This is a genomic window from Pseudomonas sp. Pseusp97 (assembly GCF_047304025.1).
Taxonomy (GTDB): Bacteria; Pseudomonadota; Gammaproteobacteria; order Pseudomonadales; family Pseudomonadaceae; genus Pseudomonas.
In genome coordinates, this window is record NZ_JBGLYK010000146.1 from 1 (window position 1) to 14,950 (window position 14,950).

The 14,950-nt window shown below is 65.9% G+C and carries 14 protein-coding genes; 9 read left to right on the plus strand and 5 right to left on the minus strand.

Annotated elements, in window-relative coordinates:
- Positions 1-172 precede the first annotated feature (172 nt).
- The 3 genes from ACCC94_RS20610 to ACCC94_RS20620 all read left to right on the plus strand — a co-directional run bounded on the left by ACCC94_RS20610 (position 173) and on the right by ACCC94_RS20620 (position 3,034).
- The gene (locus ACCC94_RS20610) at positions 173-928 is read left to right on the plus strand and encodes a DeoR/GlpR family transcriptional regulator (RefSeq protein WP_413351384.1); all 756 of its coding nucleotides are present in this window, start codon (positions 173-175) and stop codon (positions 926-928) included.
- 146 nt (positions 929-1,074) lie between these two features.
- A complete protein-coding gene (gene glpD, locus ACCC94_RS20615; RefSeq protein WP_413351385.1) occupies positions 1,075-2,616 on the plus strand; it encodes a glycerol-3-phosphate dehydrogenase in 1,542 nt (513 codons plus the stop codon).
- A gap of 91 nt (positions 2,617-2,707) precedes the next feature.
- Positions 2,708-3,034, plus strand: a complete 327-nt coding sequence (locus ACCC94_RS20620) for a GlpM family protein (RefSeq protein WP_413351397.1) — start codon at positions 2,708-2,710, stop codon at positions 3,032-3,034.
- 17 nt (positions 3,035-3,051) lie between these two features.
- Here the strand turns inward: ACCC94_RS20620 and ACCC94_RS20625 are convergent, their stop codons facing one another.
- On the minus strand, positions 3,052-4,065 hold the full coding sequence (locus ACCC94_RS20625) for an alpha/beta fold hydrolase (RefSeq protein ID WP_413351386.1): 1,014 nt from the start codon (positions 4,063-4,065) through the stop codon (positions 3,052-3,054).
- A gap of 194 nt (positions 4,066-4,259) precedes the next feature.
- Between ACCC94_RS20625 and ACCC94_RS20630 the strand changes: the two genes are divergently transcribed.
- On the plus strand, positions 4,260-4,703 hold the full coding sequence (locus ACCC94_RS20630; RefSeq protein ID WP_413351387.1) for a CopD family copper resistance protein: 444 nt from the start codon (positions 4,260-4,262) through the stop codon (positions 4,701-4,703).
- Positions 4,704-4,815: 112 nt separating this feature from the next.
- On the plus strand, positions 4,816-5,736 hold the full coding sequence (gene metR / locus ACCC94_RS20635; protein ID WP_024765378.1) for a transcriptional regulator MetR: 921 nt from the start codon (positions 4,816-4,818) through the stop codon (positions 5,734-5,736).
- 346 nt (positions 5,737-6,082) lie between these two features.
- Here the strand turns inward: metR and ACCC94_RS20640 are convergent, their stop codons facing one another.
- From ACCC94_RS20640 to ACCC94_RS20650, 3 genes are all read right to left on the minus strand, one after another.
- A complete protein-coding gene (locus ACCC94_RS20640) occupies positions 6,083-6,730 on the minus strand; it encodes a glutathione S-transferase family protein (RefSeq protein ID WP_413351388.1) in 648 nt (215 codons plus the stop codon).
- A gap of 57 nt (positions 6,731-6,787) precedes the next feature.
- Positions 6,788-8,110 carry an APC family permease gene (locus tag ACCC94_RS20645; protein ID WP_413351389.1) on the minus strand — a complete coding sequence of 441 codons (1,323 nt, stop codon included), beginning with the start codon at positions 8,108-8,110 and terminating at the stop codon, positions 6,788-6,790.
- A gap of 162 nt (positions 8,111-8,272) precedes the next feature.
- A complete protein-coding gene (locus ACCC94_RS20650; RefSeq protein ID WP_413351390.1) occupies positions 8,273-9,091 on the minus strand; it encodes a carbon-nitrogen hydrolase family protein in 819 nt (272 codons plus the stop codon).
- A 150-nt stretch (positions 9,092-9,241) separates the two neighbouring features.
- Here ACCC94_RS20650 and ACCC94_RS20655 point away from each other — a divergent pair, with 150 nt between their 5' ends.
- The 3 genes from ACCC94_RS20655 to ACCC94_RS20665 all read left to right on the plus strand — a co-directional run bounded on the left by ACCC94_RS20655 (position 9,242) and on the right by ACCC94_RS20665 (position 13,629).
- Positions 9,242-10,021, plus strand: coding sequence for a response regulator transcription factor (locus tag ACCC94_RS20655; protein WP_413351391.1), 780 nt, complete (start codon positions 9,242-9,244; stop codon positions 10,019-10,021).
- 281 nt (positions 10,022-10,302) lie between these two features.
- Positions 10,303-11,682, plus strand: a complete 1,380-nt coding sequence (locus tag ACCC94_RS20660; RefSeq protein WP_413351392.1) for an L-serine ammonia-lyase — start codon at positions 10,303-10,305, stop codon at positions 11,680-11,682.
- 336 nt (positions 11,683-12,018) lie between these two features.
- Positions 12,019-13,629 carry an FMN-binding glutamate synthase family protein gene (locus ACCC94_RS20665; protein ID WP_413351393.1) on the plus strand — a complete coding sequence of 537 codons (1,611 nt, stop codon included), beginning with the start codon at positions 12,019-12,021 and terminating at the stop codon, positions 13,627-13,629.
- Positions 13,630-13,681: 52 nt separating this feature from the next.
- Here the strand turns inward: ACCC94_RS20665 and ACCC94_RS20670 are convergent, their stop codons facing one another.
- On the minus strand, positions 13,682-14,113 hold the full coding sequence (locus ACCC94_RS20670) for a hypothetical protein (protein WP_413351394.1): 432 nt from the start codon (positions 14,111-14,113) through the stop codon (positions 13,682-13,684).
- A gap of 156 nt (positions 14,114-14,269) precedes the next feature.
- On the opposite strand from ACCC94_RS20670, the gene ACCC94_RS20675 reads away from it, so the two are divergent.
- Positions 14,270-14,950 (plus strand): AraC family ligand binding domain-containing protein (locus ACCC94_RS20675; RefSeq protein WP_413351396.1); only part of this gene is annotated, 681 nt, incomplete at its 3' end.

Genomic DNA, 14,950 nt, shown 5'->3' on the forward strand with positions numbered 1-14,950 from the left:
ACACCACTGCGCTTTTCGTAGGAGCGAGCTTGCTCGCGAACCCCGCTTGGCACCTCGGCATCAGGCGGTTCGCGAGCAAGCTCGCTCCTACAGGTACACCCCGCACCGCATGACAGCACCGCCCCACTCCGGCATTCTTCTCCCTCCCGGCCCGTCCACACGAGCACCGCGCATGAACCTGCCACCCCGACAGCAAAGCATCCTCGACCTGGTCCGCGAACGTGGCTACCTGAGCATCGAGGAACTCGCCCAGCAGTTCGCCGTGACTCCGCAGACCATTCGCCGCGATATCAACCAGCTCGCCGAACAGAACCTGCTGCGCCGCTACCACGGCGGCGCGGCCTGGGACTCGAGCATCGAGAACACCGCCTACAACACCCGCGCCGACCAGATGCGCGACGAGAAGCAGCGCATCGCCGAAGCCATCGCCGCGCATATTCCGGACAACGCCTCGCTGTTCATCAACATCGGTACCACCACCGAAGCCATCGCCCGCGCCCTGCTCGCTCACAAGAACCTCAAGGTCATCACCAACAACCTGCACGTCGCCAGCATCCTCGCCGGCAAGGACGACTTCGAAGTGCTGATCGCCGGCGGCACGGTGCGCGGCGACGGCGGCGTGGTCGGGCAGGCGGCGGTGGACTTCATCGAGCAGTTCCGCGTCGACTTCGCCGTGGTCGGCATCAGCGGCATCGACGAGGACGGCAGCCTGCTGGACTTCGACTACCAGGAAGTCCGCGTCTCCCGCGCCCTCATCGACAACGCACGGCAGGTGTTCCTCGCCGCCGACTCCAGCAAGTTCGGGCGCAATGCCGTGGTGCGCCTGGGGCCGATCTCGCTGGTCAGCCGGGTGTTCACCGACAGCCCACCGCCTGCCGCCGTGGCGCGCCTGATGCACCAGCACAAGGTGCAGCTCGAACTGGTCTGACAGCCGCCAATCACCTTCATTTTCGAACATTCAGACGAACGCCTGCGCGAATTCGCGCTCAAGGCTGGTCATGTTTCATTCACTGAACTAGGATATTTTCGAAAACGAACATACAAAGATTCACTTTCAATCCCAAGGCGGCCCCCATGAACCCAACCGGCAAGCGCCACGCGCCCCTGGCAGAAGTCTATGACCTGGCCGTCGTCGGTGGCGGCATCAATGGCGCAGGTATCGCGGCGGACGCCGCCGGGCGTGGGCTGTCGGTGTTCCTTTGCGAACAGCACGACCTCGCCAGCCATACCTCCTCGGCCAGCAGCAAGCTGATCCACGGCGGCCTGCGCTACCTGGAGCACTACGAATTCCGCCTGGTCCGCGAAGCCCTCGCCGAGCGCGAAGTACTGCTGGCCAAGGCGCCGCACATCGTCCACCCGCTGCGCTTCGTCCTGCCGCACCGTCCGCACCTGCGCCCGGCCTGGATGATCCGCGCCGGACTGTTCCTCTATGACCACCTGGGCAAGCGCGAGAAGCTGCCGGCCTCCCGTGGCCTGCGCTTCGGTCTGGACAGCCCCCTGAAGGCCGAGATCACCCGCGGCTTCGAATACTCCGACTGCTGGGTGGACGATGCCCGCCTGGTAGTGCTCAACGCCATGGCCGCCCGCGAGAATGGCGGGCATGTGCACCCGCGCACCCGTTGCGTCAGCGCCCGCCGCAGCAAGGGCCTGTGGCACCTGCACCTGGAGCGCAGCGACGGCAGCCTGTACTCGGTGCGCGCCCGCGCGCTGGTCAATGCCGCCGGTCCCTGGGTCGACCGCTTCCTGCGCGACGAACTGCGGCAGAAGCCGCCCTACGGCATCCGCCTGATCCAGGGCAGCCACCTGATCGTGCCGCGCCTGTACGACGGTGAACACGCGTATATCCTGCAGAACGAGGACCGGCGCATCGTCTTCGCCATCCCCTACCTGCGCCAGTTCACCCTGATCGGCACCACCGACCGCGAATACCAGGGCGACCCGGCGAAGGTCGGCATCAGCGAAGAAGAGACCGACTACCTGCTCAACGTGGTCAACGCCCACTTCAAGCGCCAGCTGGGCCGCCCGGACATCCTGCGCAGCTTCTCCGGCGTGCGCCCGCTGTGCGATGACGAATCCGACGACCCTTCGGCCGTGACCCGCGACTACACCCTGGCGCTGGACAACACTCCCGGCGAAGCGCCACTGCTGTCGGTGTTCGGTGGCAAGCTGACCACCTACCGCAAGCTCGCCGAAGCTGCAATGGAACAACTGGCGCCGCACTTCACCGGTGTCATGAAACCCAGCTGGACCGCCAGCGCCGCGCTACCCGGCGGCGAGGCCATGACCACGGTGGAAGACCTGGCCATCCAACTCATGGACCGCCTGCGCCAGCTCGACCCGGCCCTCGCCCGTCGCTGGGCCGGCACCTACGGCAGCCGCATCTGGAAGCTGCTGGACGGCGCGCACAACCTCAGCGAACTGGGCGAACACCTGGGCGCCGGGCTCTATGCGCGGGAAGTGGAATACCTGGTGCGCGAAGAGTGGGCGCGCGACGCCGACGACATCCTCTGGCGCCGCACCAAGCTCGGCCTGTTCCTCAACGCCCGGCAGCGCGAGCGCCTGGAGCAGTTCCTCAGCAGCGAAAGCCCGCTGGAGCCGAGTACGCAGGTTGCCTGAACGTCGCATTGGAGCGCAGAGCCACTCTCACGGATAATCCCCGACGCCACCGCCCCGGTGGCGTCGCCGTATAGAGAACGACGTGGACCTGATCCTCAAGGCAACCATCGGCGCCGGCGTGGTGCTGATCCTCGCCGCGCTGTCGAAGACGCGCAATTACTACATCGCCGGCCTGGTGCCGCTGTTCCCCACCTTCGCCCTGATCGCCCACTACATCGTCGGCAAGAGCCGTTCGCTGGACGACCTGAAGACCACCATCCTGTTCGGCATGTGGTCGATCATCCCCTACTTCGTTTACCTCGCCGCGCTCTACCTGATGGTGGATCGCATGCGCCTGGAACTGTCGCTGGCGATGGCCGCGCTGGCCTGGCTGGTGTCGGCTTCGCTGCTGGTATTCGTCTGGGTGCGACTGCACTGAGGCGCTGACGCTGCGTATCAGAGCTGCGCGACGTGCCCGCCGCCCTGATGCTCGCGCAGGTAGGGCAGCACCGCGCCAAGCAGCGGTTCCTTGAAGTCTTCCTGGAAGCGGTGTGCCATGCCGGGGATCAGCTTGAGTACCGAACCACGGATATGCGCGGCTACGTGCACGCCGTGCATCACCGGCAGCAGCGGGTCGGCAGTGCCGTGGACCACCAGGGTCGGCACGTTCAGGCGGTTGAGCAGTTCCACCCGACTCGGCTCGGCGAGGATCGCCAGCATCTGCCGCTGCACGCCTTCGGGGTTGAAGGCACGGTCGTAGGAGCGCGCCGCCTGCTGCAGCAATTGCTGACGATCATCACGCACCTCCGGGCTGCCGAGGGCGGCCAGCAGGTCGGCCTGTTGCTCGATGGCCTGTTCGCGGCTGGCCGCTTCGCGTCGGGCGAGCAGGCGCAGCAGCGATTCGCTGGGGGCCGGCAGGCCTTCGGCGCCTGAACTGGTCATCACCAGCGTCAGGCTGATCACACGGTCGGGCGCCATGTCTGCCACGTGCTGGGCGATCATCCCGCCCATGCTCGCGCCGAGCACGTGGGCGCGCTCGACGTGCAATGCATCCAGCAGACGCAGCGCATCGCCGGCCATGTCGGTCAGGCTGTAGGGCGCACTGACAGGCAGGCCGAGGCGATAGCGAATCACTTCGTAGGTCAGATTGCCGCTGGGCGTAGGAACACGCCAGGAAGACAGGCCGACATCGCGGTTGTCGTAGCGGATCACCCGGAAGCCCTGCTGGCAGAGCGCCTCGACCACTTCGTCCGGCCAGTGGATCAACTGGCCGCCCAGGCCCATGACCAGCAGCAGCGTCGGGTCCTGCGGGCGGCCGATGCTCTGGTAGGCCAGGCGTACGTCGCCCAGGTCGACCAGTTCGGTCGGCACCCGCGCATCGCAGCGATCCGCGGCGACGGCCTGATTGGCAACAATAGAGAGAGAGGACAGGCCGCAGAAAAGAGCGACTGCCAGCAGAAAAGCACGCATGAGTGAAAATCCGGAACGCAGAACCCCAGTTGAGCGAGATTCTGATGAATTTCCGTCGCTCGCTCTGCCACATGTCCGTGACAGTTTGATGAAAGGCGCCGAGCGGTCACCGACGGCCCTTCCCCTGATCCGGATCAAGGGTGGTCGCCCCTCGCACTGGCGAACATAGGAAACCCCCGCTCGGAAGTTTCGCCATGGCCTACCCGACCCTGCTGGTGCTGCACCTGTTTGCCGCGATCCTGTTCGTCGGCACTGTGTTCTTCGAAGTGCTGATTCTGGAAAGCATCCACCGGCATGTGCCGGCACGGGCGATGAAAATGGTCGAAGGCGCGCTGGGCCGTCGCCTGCGCCGGGTGATGCCCTGGGTGATCCTGACCCTGTTCGGCAGCGGCCTGGGCATGCTGCACCTGCGTTACGCACCGCTGCTGGTCGATCCGCTGGCGTCGCCCTTCGCCACGCTGCTCAGCGTCAAACTGCTGCTGGCCACCAGCGTCCTGGGGCACTTCATCTTCGCCATGCATTCCTTCCGCGTCGGCCGCATGACCGGCCAGCGCTCCCGGCGCATCCACTACAGCGTGTTCGCCCATGTGGTCCTGATCGTCCTGCTGGCCAAGGGCATGTTCTACCTGAGCTGGTGAAACGGGAGGCGAAACCCTGCTGGTGAAGCGCCAGCAGGCGGCTTATCATGAGAGAAGCTCAATTTTTCCGCCGTTTCATCAAGATTTCCTCATAGTGAGGCGAGGCCGCGCCATGCTTGAACTCCGTCATCTGAAAACCCTGCATGCCCTGCGCGAAGCCGACAGCCTGGTGGAGGCCGCCGAGCGCCTGCACCTGACGCAGTCCGCCCTGTCCCACCAGTTCAAGGAACTGGAGGAGCGCCTCGGCCTGTCGCTGTTCATCCGCAAGACCAAGCCGGTGCGCTTCACCAGCGCCGGCCTGCGCCTGCTGCAGTTGGCCGACGCCGTACTGCCGCAGCTGCGCGGCGCCGAGCGCGACCTGGCGCGCCTGGCCGGTGGTACCGCCGGCCGCCTGCACATGGCCATCGAGTGCCACAGTTGCTTCCAATGGCTGATGCCGACCATCGACCAGTTCCGCGACGCCTGGCCGGAAGTGGAACTGGACCTGGCCTCCGGCTTCTCCTTCGCCCCGCTGCCAGCGCTGGCCCGTGGCGACCTGGACCTGGTGGTGACGTCCGACCCGGTGGACATCGCCGGCATTACCTACGTGCCGTTGTTCACCTACGAGGCGCTGCTGGCGGTGGACAATCACCACGCCCTGGCCGGCAAGTCCTTCATCGTCCCGGAAGACCTGGCCAACCTGACGCTGATCACCTACCCCATCGAGCGTGATCGCCTGGATATTTTCACCCGCTTCCTCGAGCCCGCCGACGTCGAACCGGCGCAGGTGCGTACCTCGGAGCTGACGGTGATGATGATGCAGCTGGTGGCATCCGGGCGCGGCGTCTGCAGCCTGCCCAACTGGGCGCTGCACGAGTACAGCTCGCGGGGTTACGTGACCGCCAAGCGCCTGGGCGAGAAAGGCCTGTATTGCACTCTGTTCGCCGCCATCCGCGCCGACATGCTGGATGCGCCGTTCATGCGCGATTTCCTGCTGACCGCGAAGGACACGTCCTTCGCCACCCTGGAAGGTGTCAGCGCGGCGAAGGGCTGACCGGGCCTTCATCTCCTTTCCCCGACAACTGAAGTTGCCAGCCCCGGCAAGCGCGCCGACTGCCGCTCGAGGGCAAATCGGTTGCCCATAAAAAAGGCCCATCCTTGCGGATGGGCCCAGGGGACATAACCGGTCAACACCTTGGGTTCTAATGGTTCCAGCGACGCCGTGCGATGGGGTGACGCGGCGTTGGGGCAATCATTGACCAGCGCGCTGCGGCGGAAAATAAGGCCACACGGAAAAAAGAACTTTCCCACAAAGCCTGAGACCGATTCCGCAAAACACCGTCTGATCACCACGGCTCGGTGGAATTCGCCTATGGCTGTGGCCCAGCCTTCTCCAGATCTCAGGGCGCTTTTTTCGCTTCCGCCGCTCGGGCGTGCTCTTCCGCCCACTGCACATCGCGCTTCCATACCCGTTGGAACGCGGGGCGTGCGGTCACCAGTTCCACATAGCGCTCGAACACCGGCAGCTTGGGCACCACGCCGAAGCCGATGGTCCAGCGCAGGGCCGCTCCCCACAACACGTCGGCGGCAGTCATGCGGCTGCCCAGCAGATACGGACCGGTTTCCAGCTGCTCGGCGAGGGCGCGCATCACACTGTCGTAATCGCCGTAGGGGCTCATGGCCTGCGGGGCGGGATCACGTTTCAGGGCGCGGTCGACGATGGCCGGCTCGAAGCTCGAACCATAGAACACCAGCCAGCGCAGGTAGGGGCCGCGCAAAGGGTCGTCCAGAGCGGGGGCGAGATTCGCCCGGGGGAACAGGTCGGCCAGGTAGATGAAGATGGCGCCCTGCTCGGTGACCAGCGACTCGCCGAGGCGGATCGCCGGGACCTTGCCCAGCGGGTTGATGGCCAGGTAGGCCGGCGTGCGTTGCTCGCCGGCCTTCATGTTGATCAGTTCGAGGTCGTACTCAGCGCCCAGTTCTTCGAGCAGCACCAGGGTGCCGCTGGAACGAGTCTGGGGCGAATGGTAGAGGGTGAGTCGGGGCATGGCGGGATCTCCTCGGGCATCACGGCTCGGAGTCCCCAGCATAGCCCCGAGCGGAGCTTACGCCTCCTCGAAGTGCATTTCCGGCGGTTGCTGGCGGAAGCCCCCGGTGATCACCGCCAGGTAGACCACGCCAAGCACCAGCCAGGTGGCGCCAAGCCAGATCGCCAGATGGTCGAGGCTGACCATCAGCCACAGGTCAGCGAGCAGGCCGATCAGCGGGAACAGCAGGAACAGCACCAGCTCGCGCGGACCGCGGCGCTCGGCGTTCAGGTAGTAGTGGAAGATCACCGAGAGGTTCACCAGGCTGAAGGCCAGGAAGGCGCCGAAGTTGATGAACGAGGTGGAGGTGGTGACGTCCATGTGCAACGCCAGCAGGGCCACTACGCCGCAGAGCACGATGCTGTTCACCGGGGTTTCGAAGCGCTTGCTGATGCGCCCGAAGAACGGGCGCGGCAGCACACCGTCGCGGCCCATGGCGAACAACAGGCGCGAGGCGCTGGCCTGGGCCGACAGGCCGGAAGTGAACTGGCCGACGATCAGGCCGATCAGGAAGAAGCTGACGAACAGGTCGCCGCCGATGTTGCGGGCAATTTCGTAGGCGGCGGAATCGGCGTTCTGGAATTCCACCGATGGGTGCGCCAGTTGTACGAAATAGCTGGCGGCGATGAAGATTCCGCCACCGATCAGGGTGATCAGCAGGATGGCGCGCGGAATGGTCTTGCGGGGCTCATGGGTTTCTTCCGTCAGGGTGCTGACGGCGTCGAAGCCCAGGAACGAATAGCAGGCGATGGCCGCGCCGCCCATGATCAGCGGCAGCTGGGTGCCTTCCTTGAGGAAGGGTTCCAGGCTCCACAGCGGGCGGCTGCCATCGCCCATCACGTAGTGGATGGCCAGGCCGACGAAGGCGATCAGCACGAGGAATTGCACCAGCATCAGCACGCCATTGATGTTCTTCGCCAGGCGCAGGCCGACCACGTTGATCGCGGTGGTCACGCCGATGAATGCCAGCACCCAGAGCGCCTGGGGCACGGCCGGGAAGGCGGAATGCAGATAGGCCGCGCCGATCAGCCAGATGGCCATGGGCAGGAACAGGTAGTCCAGCAGCACCGCCCAGCCGGCGAGGAAGCCCAGCTTGGGACTGATCGACTTGCGTACATAGGTGTAGGCGGAGCCCGCCACCGGGAAGGCAGCCGCCATGCGCCCGTAACTGAGCGCGGTGAAGAGCATGGCCACGGAGGCGACGAGGTAGGCCGAGGGGACTACGCCGCGGGTGACGTCGGCGAGGATGCCGAAGGTGCCGAGGACGATGATCGGGGTCATGTAGGCGATGCCGAACAGCACCACCGAACCCAGCGTCAGGGTTCGTTTCAGTCGAGCCATTACTGCTTACTCCGCGTTGTGTTTGTTATGGCAGTGCAAAGTTGCTGGCCGGCGCTCACCCGCAGGCCTCGCGGGCGCTCTCGTCGCCCGTCGATAGTGGAATAACGCCTTGTCGGCGCGGCCCTGCGCCCCGGCCCGGTTGCAGAGGGCCGGACAGGAAACTCAGGCGGGAATGATCAGCTCGCGCAGGCCACCTTGGTGCTCGCGCATCTCGCCGGGCAGCACGAAGCGGCGCTCGGCCAGGTAGCTGTAGTCGCGGCGCGATTGCGCCAGGCGCTCGAAGTCCAGCTCGACGATCTGCCGGCACTCTTCGCGGCCGGCTTCGACTATCAGTTGGCCGTAGGGATCGACCACGGCGCTGCCACCGGCGAACACCAGGTCGTCATCGCCCGCGCCGACGCGGTTGACCATCACGGCGTAGGCCTGGTTTTCCATGGCGCGGCCCATGATCGCGGTGCGATGGGTAGGGCCATAGGGGTCCATGTTGCCGTTGGTCACGATGATCAGCTCGGCGCCGAGCTGGCCCAGGGCGCGCGCGGACTCGGGGAACTCGATGTCGAAGCAGATCACGATGCCGACGCGGATGCCGTTCCACAGGCAGGTGGCGTAGCGGTCGCCGGGGGTGAAGATGCCGCGGTCCGAGGCCCACAGATGCGTCTTGCGGTACTTCAGGGCGATGCCTTCGGGGGTGATCAGCAGCGTGGTGTTGTAGAAGCGGCCGTCAGCGGCTTCGGCGAAGCCCACCGCGACGGCGATGTTCTTCTCCCGCGCAGCACGCTGCACGGCCTGCACACTGGGGCCGTCGACCGGCTCGGCGATGGCAGCGATGTTCTGTTCGGTGGGGAAGCCGGTCAGCTGGGTCTCGGGGAACACCACCAGTTGGGTGTCGTCGGCGCAGGCGTGGATGGCCTCCAGGGTGCGGGCCAGGTTCCAGGCCACGTCGCCGTCACGGCCGGCGAGTTGGACGAGTTCTACTTTCATGGGCTTCCTCGGATTCTTGTCTTTGCGGTGACCGGGCGCAGCAAAAGGGTCAGAATGCGCACCGCGCCGGCTCAAGGCATTCATCGAGTATGCCGGGCGTGCCATCACCGGGTAATTACGCCCGCGTGGTAACCCATCGGGGGTAGAGTGATGAGCCTTTCCCTTCAGGATATCGCCTGGCACCGCTCGGTCGGGCAGCTGATCGAGGCGTTGGACAAGCCGAATTTCTGGACCTCGCTGGTGCGCCTGCTGAGCCAGTATGTACCCTTCGACAGCTGGGTCGTGCTGCTCTTCAGCGATGGCCGGCCCCAGGTATTCGCCGAATGCCCGGGCGAGGACGGCGGCCCCGATCCGCTGTTCCAGGACTACCTCAAGGGCCTCTACCTGCTCGACCCGTTCTATATCGCCAGCCGCGAGGCGCCAGGCAGCGGGCTGCTGCGCCTGGACGACGTGGCGCCGGAGATGTTCGAGCAGACCGACTACTACCAGCGCTACTTCAGCCTCAACGTGGTCGCTGATGAAGTGCAGATCAACGTGCAGCTCGACGCCGAACGCACCCTCTGCTGCTCGCTGGGCAGCAAGGGCCGCTTCACCCCGGAGCAGATCGCCCTGCTCGCCCTGGTGCAGCCCTGGGTCGCCGGCCTGATGCGCCAGCGCATGGCCTTCGAGCGCGAAGTACAGGAAGCGCCCCCGCCGCCGCGCTGGCAGAACCGCCTGGAGTCCACCGCCCAGCAGATGGAAACCCCGCTCACCGCCCGCGAACTGGAAGTCGGCCGCTTGATGCTCAGCGGTTGCTCGAGCAAGGAAATTGCCCGCAAGCTCGCCATCTCCGCCGAAACGGTGAAAGTCCACCGCAAGCACATGTACGCCAAGCTCGGGATCAAGTCGCAGTCGGAATTGTTTTCGCTGTTTTTGCAGGCGCAGGGGTAACACCGCCGATCTCGGTGCCCGCATCGAGCCATCGCGGATGAATCCGCTCCTACAAGAGCGGCGCCTCCCGCATCGTAAGAGCGGACTCCGTCCGCGATAGGCCACCCTTTACGCCGACTTTACCCTGTAGGAGCGATCTTGCTCGCGAACAGAATTCCCAGCCGACTTCGCCGTGAGTCGGTTCGCGAGCAAGCTCGCTCCTACGAAAAACCCCAGCCGCCGAGCGGCCGCCGAGCATTCGTGGCCAGGCGGGTCCATGCTTGGGGCAGGAGGAATTTCCCATGAGTCTCAGCGTCTTCGACATGTTCAAGCCCGGCGTCGGGCCCTCCAGTTCCCACACCGTGGGCCCGATGCGCGCCACCCGTGAGTTCGTCGACCGCCTGCGCGACGCCGATCTGCTGCCGCGCACCGCCGCTGTGGAAGTGCATCTCTACGGCTCCCTCAGCGCCACCGGCAAGGGCCACGCTACCGACCGCGCCTGCCTGATCGGCCTGCTCGGCATCGACCCGGCCGAAGCCGACCCTGCCGCCCTCGCTCCGCAGGTGGACGACATCCTGCTGCGTCATCGCCTGCGCCTGGGCGGCCTGCAGGAGATCGACTTCGACCCGGCGCGCCAACTGGTCTTCCACGACGACAGCCTGCCCGCCCACCCCAACGGCCTGCAGCTGCGGGCGCTGGACGAGCACGGCGAGCTGCTGGCCGAGCGCATCTGTTATTCGGTCGGCGGCGGCTTCGTGGTGGATGCGGCGGACTTCAACACTGACCGCGCCTTGCCGGACAGCCCCATGCCCTACCCCTTCCACAGCGCCGAGGAGCTGCTGCGCCTGTGCCATGAGCACGGTTTCCAACGCATCAGCGACCTGATGTGGGCCAACGAACGCGCACTGCGCAGCGACGAGGAAATCCGCGCCGGCCTTGCGCATATCTGGAATGAAATGCAGGCCTGCGTGAGCCGCGGCCTGGAAACCGAAGGCACGCTGCCCGGCGGCCTCAAGGTACGGCGCCGCGCGCCCATGCTGTTCCGCCGGTTGAACGAGGCGGACAGCGGCAACCTGATCGCCACCACCCTGGGCGCGCTGGACTGGGTGGACCTGTGGGCGCTGGCAGTGAACGAGGAGAACGCCGCCGGCGGTCGTGTGGTGACCGCGCCCACGAATGGCGCGGCCGGCATAGTCCCCGCTGTGCTGCATTACTATGCGCGCTACGACAGCAACGCCAATGTCGAAGGCATCGAGCGCTACCTGCTGACGGCCGCCGCCATCGGCATCCTGTGCAAGCTCAATGCCTCCATTTCCGGCGCCGAGGTCGGCTGCCAGGGTGAAGTGGGCTCGGCCTGCGCCATGGCCGCCGGCGGGCTGGCGGAGGTCCTGGGCGGCAGCCTGGAGCAGGTGGAGAACGCCGCCGAGATCGGCCTGGAACACAACCTCGGCCTGACCTGCGACCCGGTGGCCGGGCTGGTGCAGGTGCCCTGCATCGAACGCAATGCCATGGCCTCGCTCAAGGCCATTAACGCCGCCCAGCTCGCCCTGCGCGGCGACGGCCAGCACCTGGTCAGCCTCGACAAGGCCATCGACACCCTGCGCGATACCGGCCGGGACATGATGGACAAGTACAAGGAGACTGCGAAGGGCGGGCTGGCAGTCAATGTGATTGCCTGTTAGTCCGTCTGAATGCGGATTCGCGAGCAAGCTCGCTCCTACGAAGAGCACACCGGAGCAACACCGGTAGGAGCGAGCTTGCTCGCGAACAGCCCGGGCCCCCATGCCGCCTTTCTTGCTCCGTCAGAAACAACCTTTCTCAGCCCCCGAGAAAATCGTTAGCTAGCTTTCTTTTTTCCCTGCTTCGGGCTACCGTCGTTGCCCGCAGAACTGGAAAGACTTCCGAAAACTTCGCCGCATTGACCTCCGCCCAGGCACGTTCGCGCAATGCCTGCCATGCTCTGTGGCGGCCCTTTCGGCCAACCTCACCGTGATAAAAGCCCGACGACTGGAGATTCCATGAACCTGTCGCTGCTCAGCCGCTATGCCTTCTTCGCCGCGTGCGTCCTGTTCACCCTGCTCAGCCTGCCCTTCCTCGGGCACGACTGGGTCTGGCCCTTCACCCTCATCACCCTCGCCCTGAGCATCCTCGGGGTCTTCGACCTGTTGCAGGAACGCCACGCGGTGCGCCGCAACTACCCGATCCTGGGCAACATCCGTTACCTGGTGGAGGCCATCCGACCGGAAATCCGCCAGTACCTGCTCGAAGGCGACCAGGAAGCCCTGCCCTTCTCCCGCGCTCAGCGCGCCCTGGTGTACTCGCGGGCGAAGAACGAGACCGCCGACAAACCCTTCGGCACGCTGATCGATGTCTACCAGTCGGGCTTCGAGTTCATCGCCCATTCCATCCGCCCGGCGCCAGTGGCCGACCTGTGCACCTTCCGCGTCACCGTCGGCGGCCCGGAGTGCAAGCAGCCCTACTCCATCTCGGTGTTCAACATCTCGGCGATGAGCTTCGGCTCGCTCAGCGCCAACGCTATCCGTGCGCTGAACAAGGGCGCCAAGCTCGGCGGCTTCATCCATGACACCGGCGAGGGCAGCATCAGCCCCTACCATCGCGAGTACGGCGGCGACCTGACCTGGGAACTGGGCAGCGGCTACTTCGGCTGCCGCAACGATGACGGCACCTTCAGCCCCGAGCGCTTCGCCAAGCAGGCGGTCGATCCGCAGGTAAAGATGATCGAGATCAAGCTCAGCCAGGGCGCCAAGCCGGGGCACGGCGGCATCCTGCCCAAGCACAAGGTCACCGAGGAAATCGCCGCCACCCGTGGCGTGCCCATGGGCAAGGATTGCATCTCGCCGTCCTCGCACAGCGCCTTCAGTACGCCCAAGGGCCTGCTGGACTTCATCGTCCAGCTGCGCGAACTCTCCGGCGGCAAGCCGGTCGGCTTCAAGCTGTGCATCGGCCACCCGTGGGAATTCATGGGCATCGCCAAGGCCATGCACGAGACCGGCATCCTCCCCGACTTCATCGTCGTCGACGGCAAGGAAGGCGGCACCGGCGCTGCGCCCCTGGAGTTCACCGACCACATGGGCCTGCCGATGCGCGAGGGCCTGCTGTTCGTGCACAACACCCTGGTCGGCCTGGGGCTGCGCGACAAGATCCGCATCGGCGCCAGCGGCAAGATCGTCAGTGCTTTCGACATCGCCAGCGTGCTGGCCATGGGCGCCGACTGGGCCAACTCGGCGCGCGGCTTCATGTTCGCCATCGGTTGCATCCAGAGCCAGAGTTGCCACACCAACAAGTGCCCCACCGGCGTCGCCACCCAGGACCCGCTGCGCCAGCGCGCCCTGGTGGTGCCGGACAAGGCCGAGCGCGTCTACAGCTTCCACCGCAACACGCTCAAGGGCCTGGCCGAGATGATCGCCGCCGCCGGCATCCAGCATCCGTCGCAGCTGGAAGCCAAGCATCTGGTGCGCCGCGTCTCGGCCACCGAGATCCGCCTGTTCTCGCACCTGCACTACTTCCTCAAACCCGGCGAACTGCTGTCGGGCAACATCGAGGGGGAGTTCTACGAGCGCATCTGGCGCATGGCGCGCAGCGACAGTTTCGAGGCCGCCGCGGGCTGATCCGGCCAAGCACGGAGCGCCCGCTACGAGCGCTCCGTTTCAGGCAAGGTCGCTACACCAGCCGATTCCACACCTGCGCCAGCCCCGCCAGATGTACCAGCGCGAACACCAGGCAGATCGCCGAGCTGATGTAGATGAAGCGCTGGCTGCGCCCGGTGTCCCTGAGGATGACGGGGCCGGCCACGCCGCGCAGCAGGTAGACCAGCGAGATCAGCACCAGCGCCGGGCGTAGCAACGGCAGCGGGCCCAGCACTCCGGCCCCGGACAGCGCATAGGCGGCCCAGGCGAACAGAACGAAGGCGATGCCAAAGGTGATCAGCGCCGGGTAGACCCGCCCCGCCTCCGCGGCCCGCGCGAGCTTTTCCCCGGCACCGAACAGCCGGTACCAGCGCGGCCCCACCAGCACCACGCCGATATGCAGCGCCCCTGCGATGGCGCTGAGCGCTGCGGCGATGATCAATGCCAGGTTGTATTCCTGTCCCATGAACGGCTCCCTCCTGGAGTTCGACTTTTCCGTCGGGGCATCCTATCGCCAGCGCGGAAGATTCTCGACACTCGATCACCGGCTGCACGAATCTTCCAGACAGTCTCTCCCCGCGCGCTATGCTGACCGACCGGGCAAGCGAGGCGAAAACGGCCCATGCACAAAGACAACTGGATCGACCTGCTGCAGGACGCCGACACCGGCATCCAGAGCCTGCGCGCGCACTTCAAGGGCCACGCCTACGACCCGCACTGGCACGACAGCTACCTGATCGGCTTCACCGAATCGGGTGTGCAGCAGTTCCGCAGCCGCAACCAGCGCCACATCAGCACCCCCGGCAAGGTGTTCTTCCTCGAACCCGGCGACATCCATGACGGCGACGCGCCCACCGAAGGCGGCTTCACCTACCGCACCCTGTACCTCGACGCGCCCTGGCTGGAGCGCGAAATCGCCACGCTGTTCGAGGAGGCGCCGGGCAACTGCCAGCTGGCCGTGCCCGAGTTGCTGATCGACGACCCGCAACTGGCGCGGCGCATCGACAACGCTTTCCAGGCCGTGCATGGCCATGACCTGAAGATCGTCCGGCAAAGCGCCATCGACGACCTGCTCGACGGCATGACCCGCCACCTGCACTGGCGCCAGCGCGGCACCACGCAGGCGCACCTGCCGCTGGTGGCGCAGCGCGCGCGGGATTTCCTGCACGCCAACCTGACCGCCGACATTGGCCTGGATGACGTGGCCCAGGCCAGCGGCTGCGACCGCTTCCGCCTGACCCGCGCGTTCAAGCAGGCCTTCGGCCTGCCGCCCCACGCCTACCTGATCCAGCTGCGCCTGGCC

Coding starts and splice junctions, on each gene's coding strand:
- ACCC94_RS20610 (WP_413351384.1), top strand. CDS start 173: ATGAACCTGCCACCCCGACAGCAAAGCATCCTCGACCTGGTCCGCGAA.
- ACCC94_RS20660 (WP_413351392.1), top strand. CDS start 10,303: ATGAGTCTCAGCGTCTTCGACATGTTCAAGCCCGGCGTCGGGCCCTCC.
- glpD (WP_413351385.1), top strand. CDS start 1,075: ATGAACCCAACCGGCAAGCGCCACGCGCCCCTGGCAGAAGTCTATGAC.
- metR (WP_024765378.1), top strand. CDS start 4,816: ATGCTTGAACTCCGTCATCTGAAAACCCTGCATGCCCTGCGCGAAGCC.
- ACCC94_RS20630 (WP_413351387.1), top strand. CDS start 4,260: ATGGCCTACCCGACCCTGCTGGTGCTGCACCTGTTTGCCGCGATCCTG.
- ACCC94_RS20645 (WP_413351389.1), bottom strand. CDS start 8,110: ATGGCTCGACTGAAACGAACCCTGACGCTGGGTTCGGTGGTGCTGTTC.
- ACCC94_RS20670 (WP_413351394.1), bottom strand. CDS start 14,113: ATGGGACAGGAATACAACCTGGCATTGATCATCGCCGCAGCGCTCAGC.
- ACCC94_RS20650 (WP_413351390.1), bottom strand. CDS start 9,091: ATGAAAGTAGAACTCGTCCAACTCGCCGGCCGTGACGGCGACGTGGCC.
- ACCC94_RS20640 (WP_413351388.1), bottom strand. CDS start 6,730: ATGCCCCGACTCACCCTCTACCATTCGCCCCAGACTCGTTCCAGCGGC.
- ACCC94_RS20655 (WP_413351391.1), top strand. CDS start 9,242: ATGAGCCTTTCCCTTCAGGATATCGCCTGGCACCGCTCGGTCGGGCAG.
- ACCC94_RS20665 (WP_413351393.1), top strand. CDS start 12,019: ATGAACCTGTCGCTGCTCAGCCGCTATGCCTTCTTCGCCGCGTGCGTC.
- ACCC94_RS20625 (WP_413351386.1), bottom strand. CDS start 4,065: ATGCGTGCTTTTCTGCTGGCAGTCGCTCTTTTCTGCGGCCTGTCCTCT.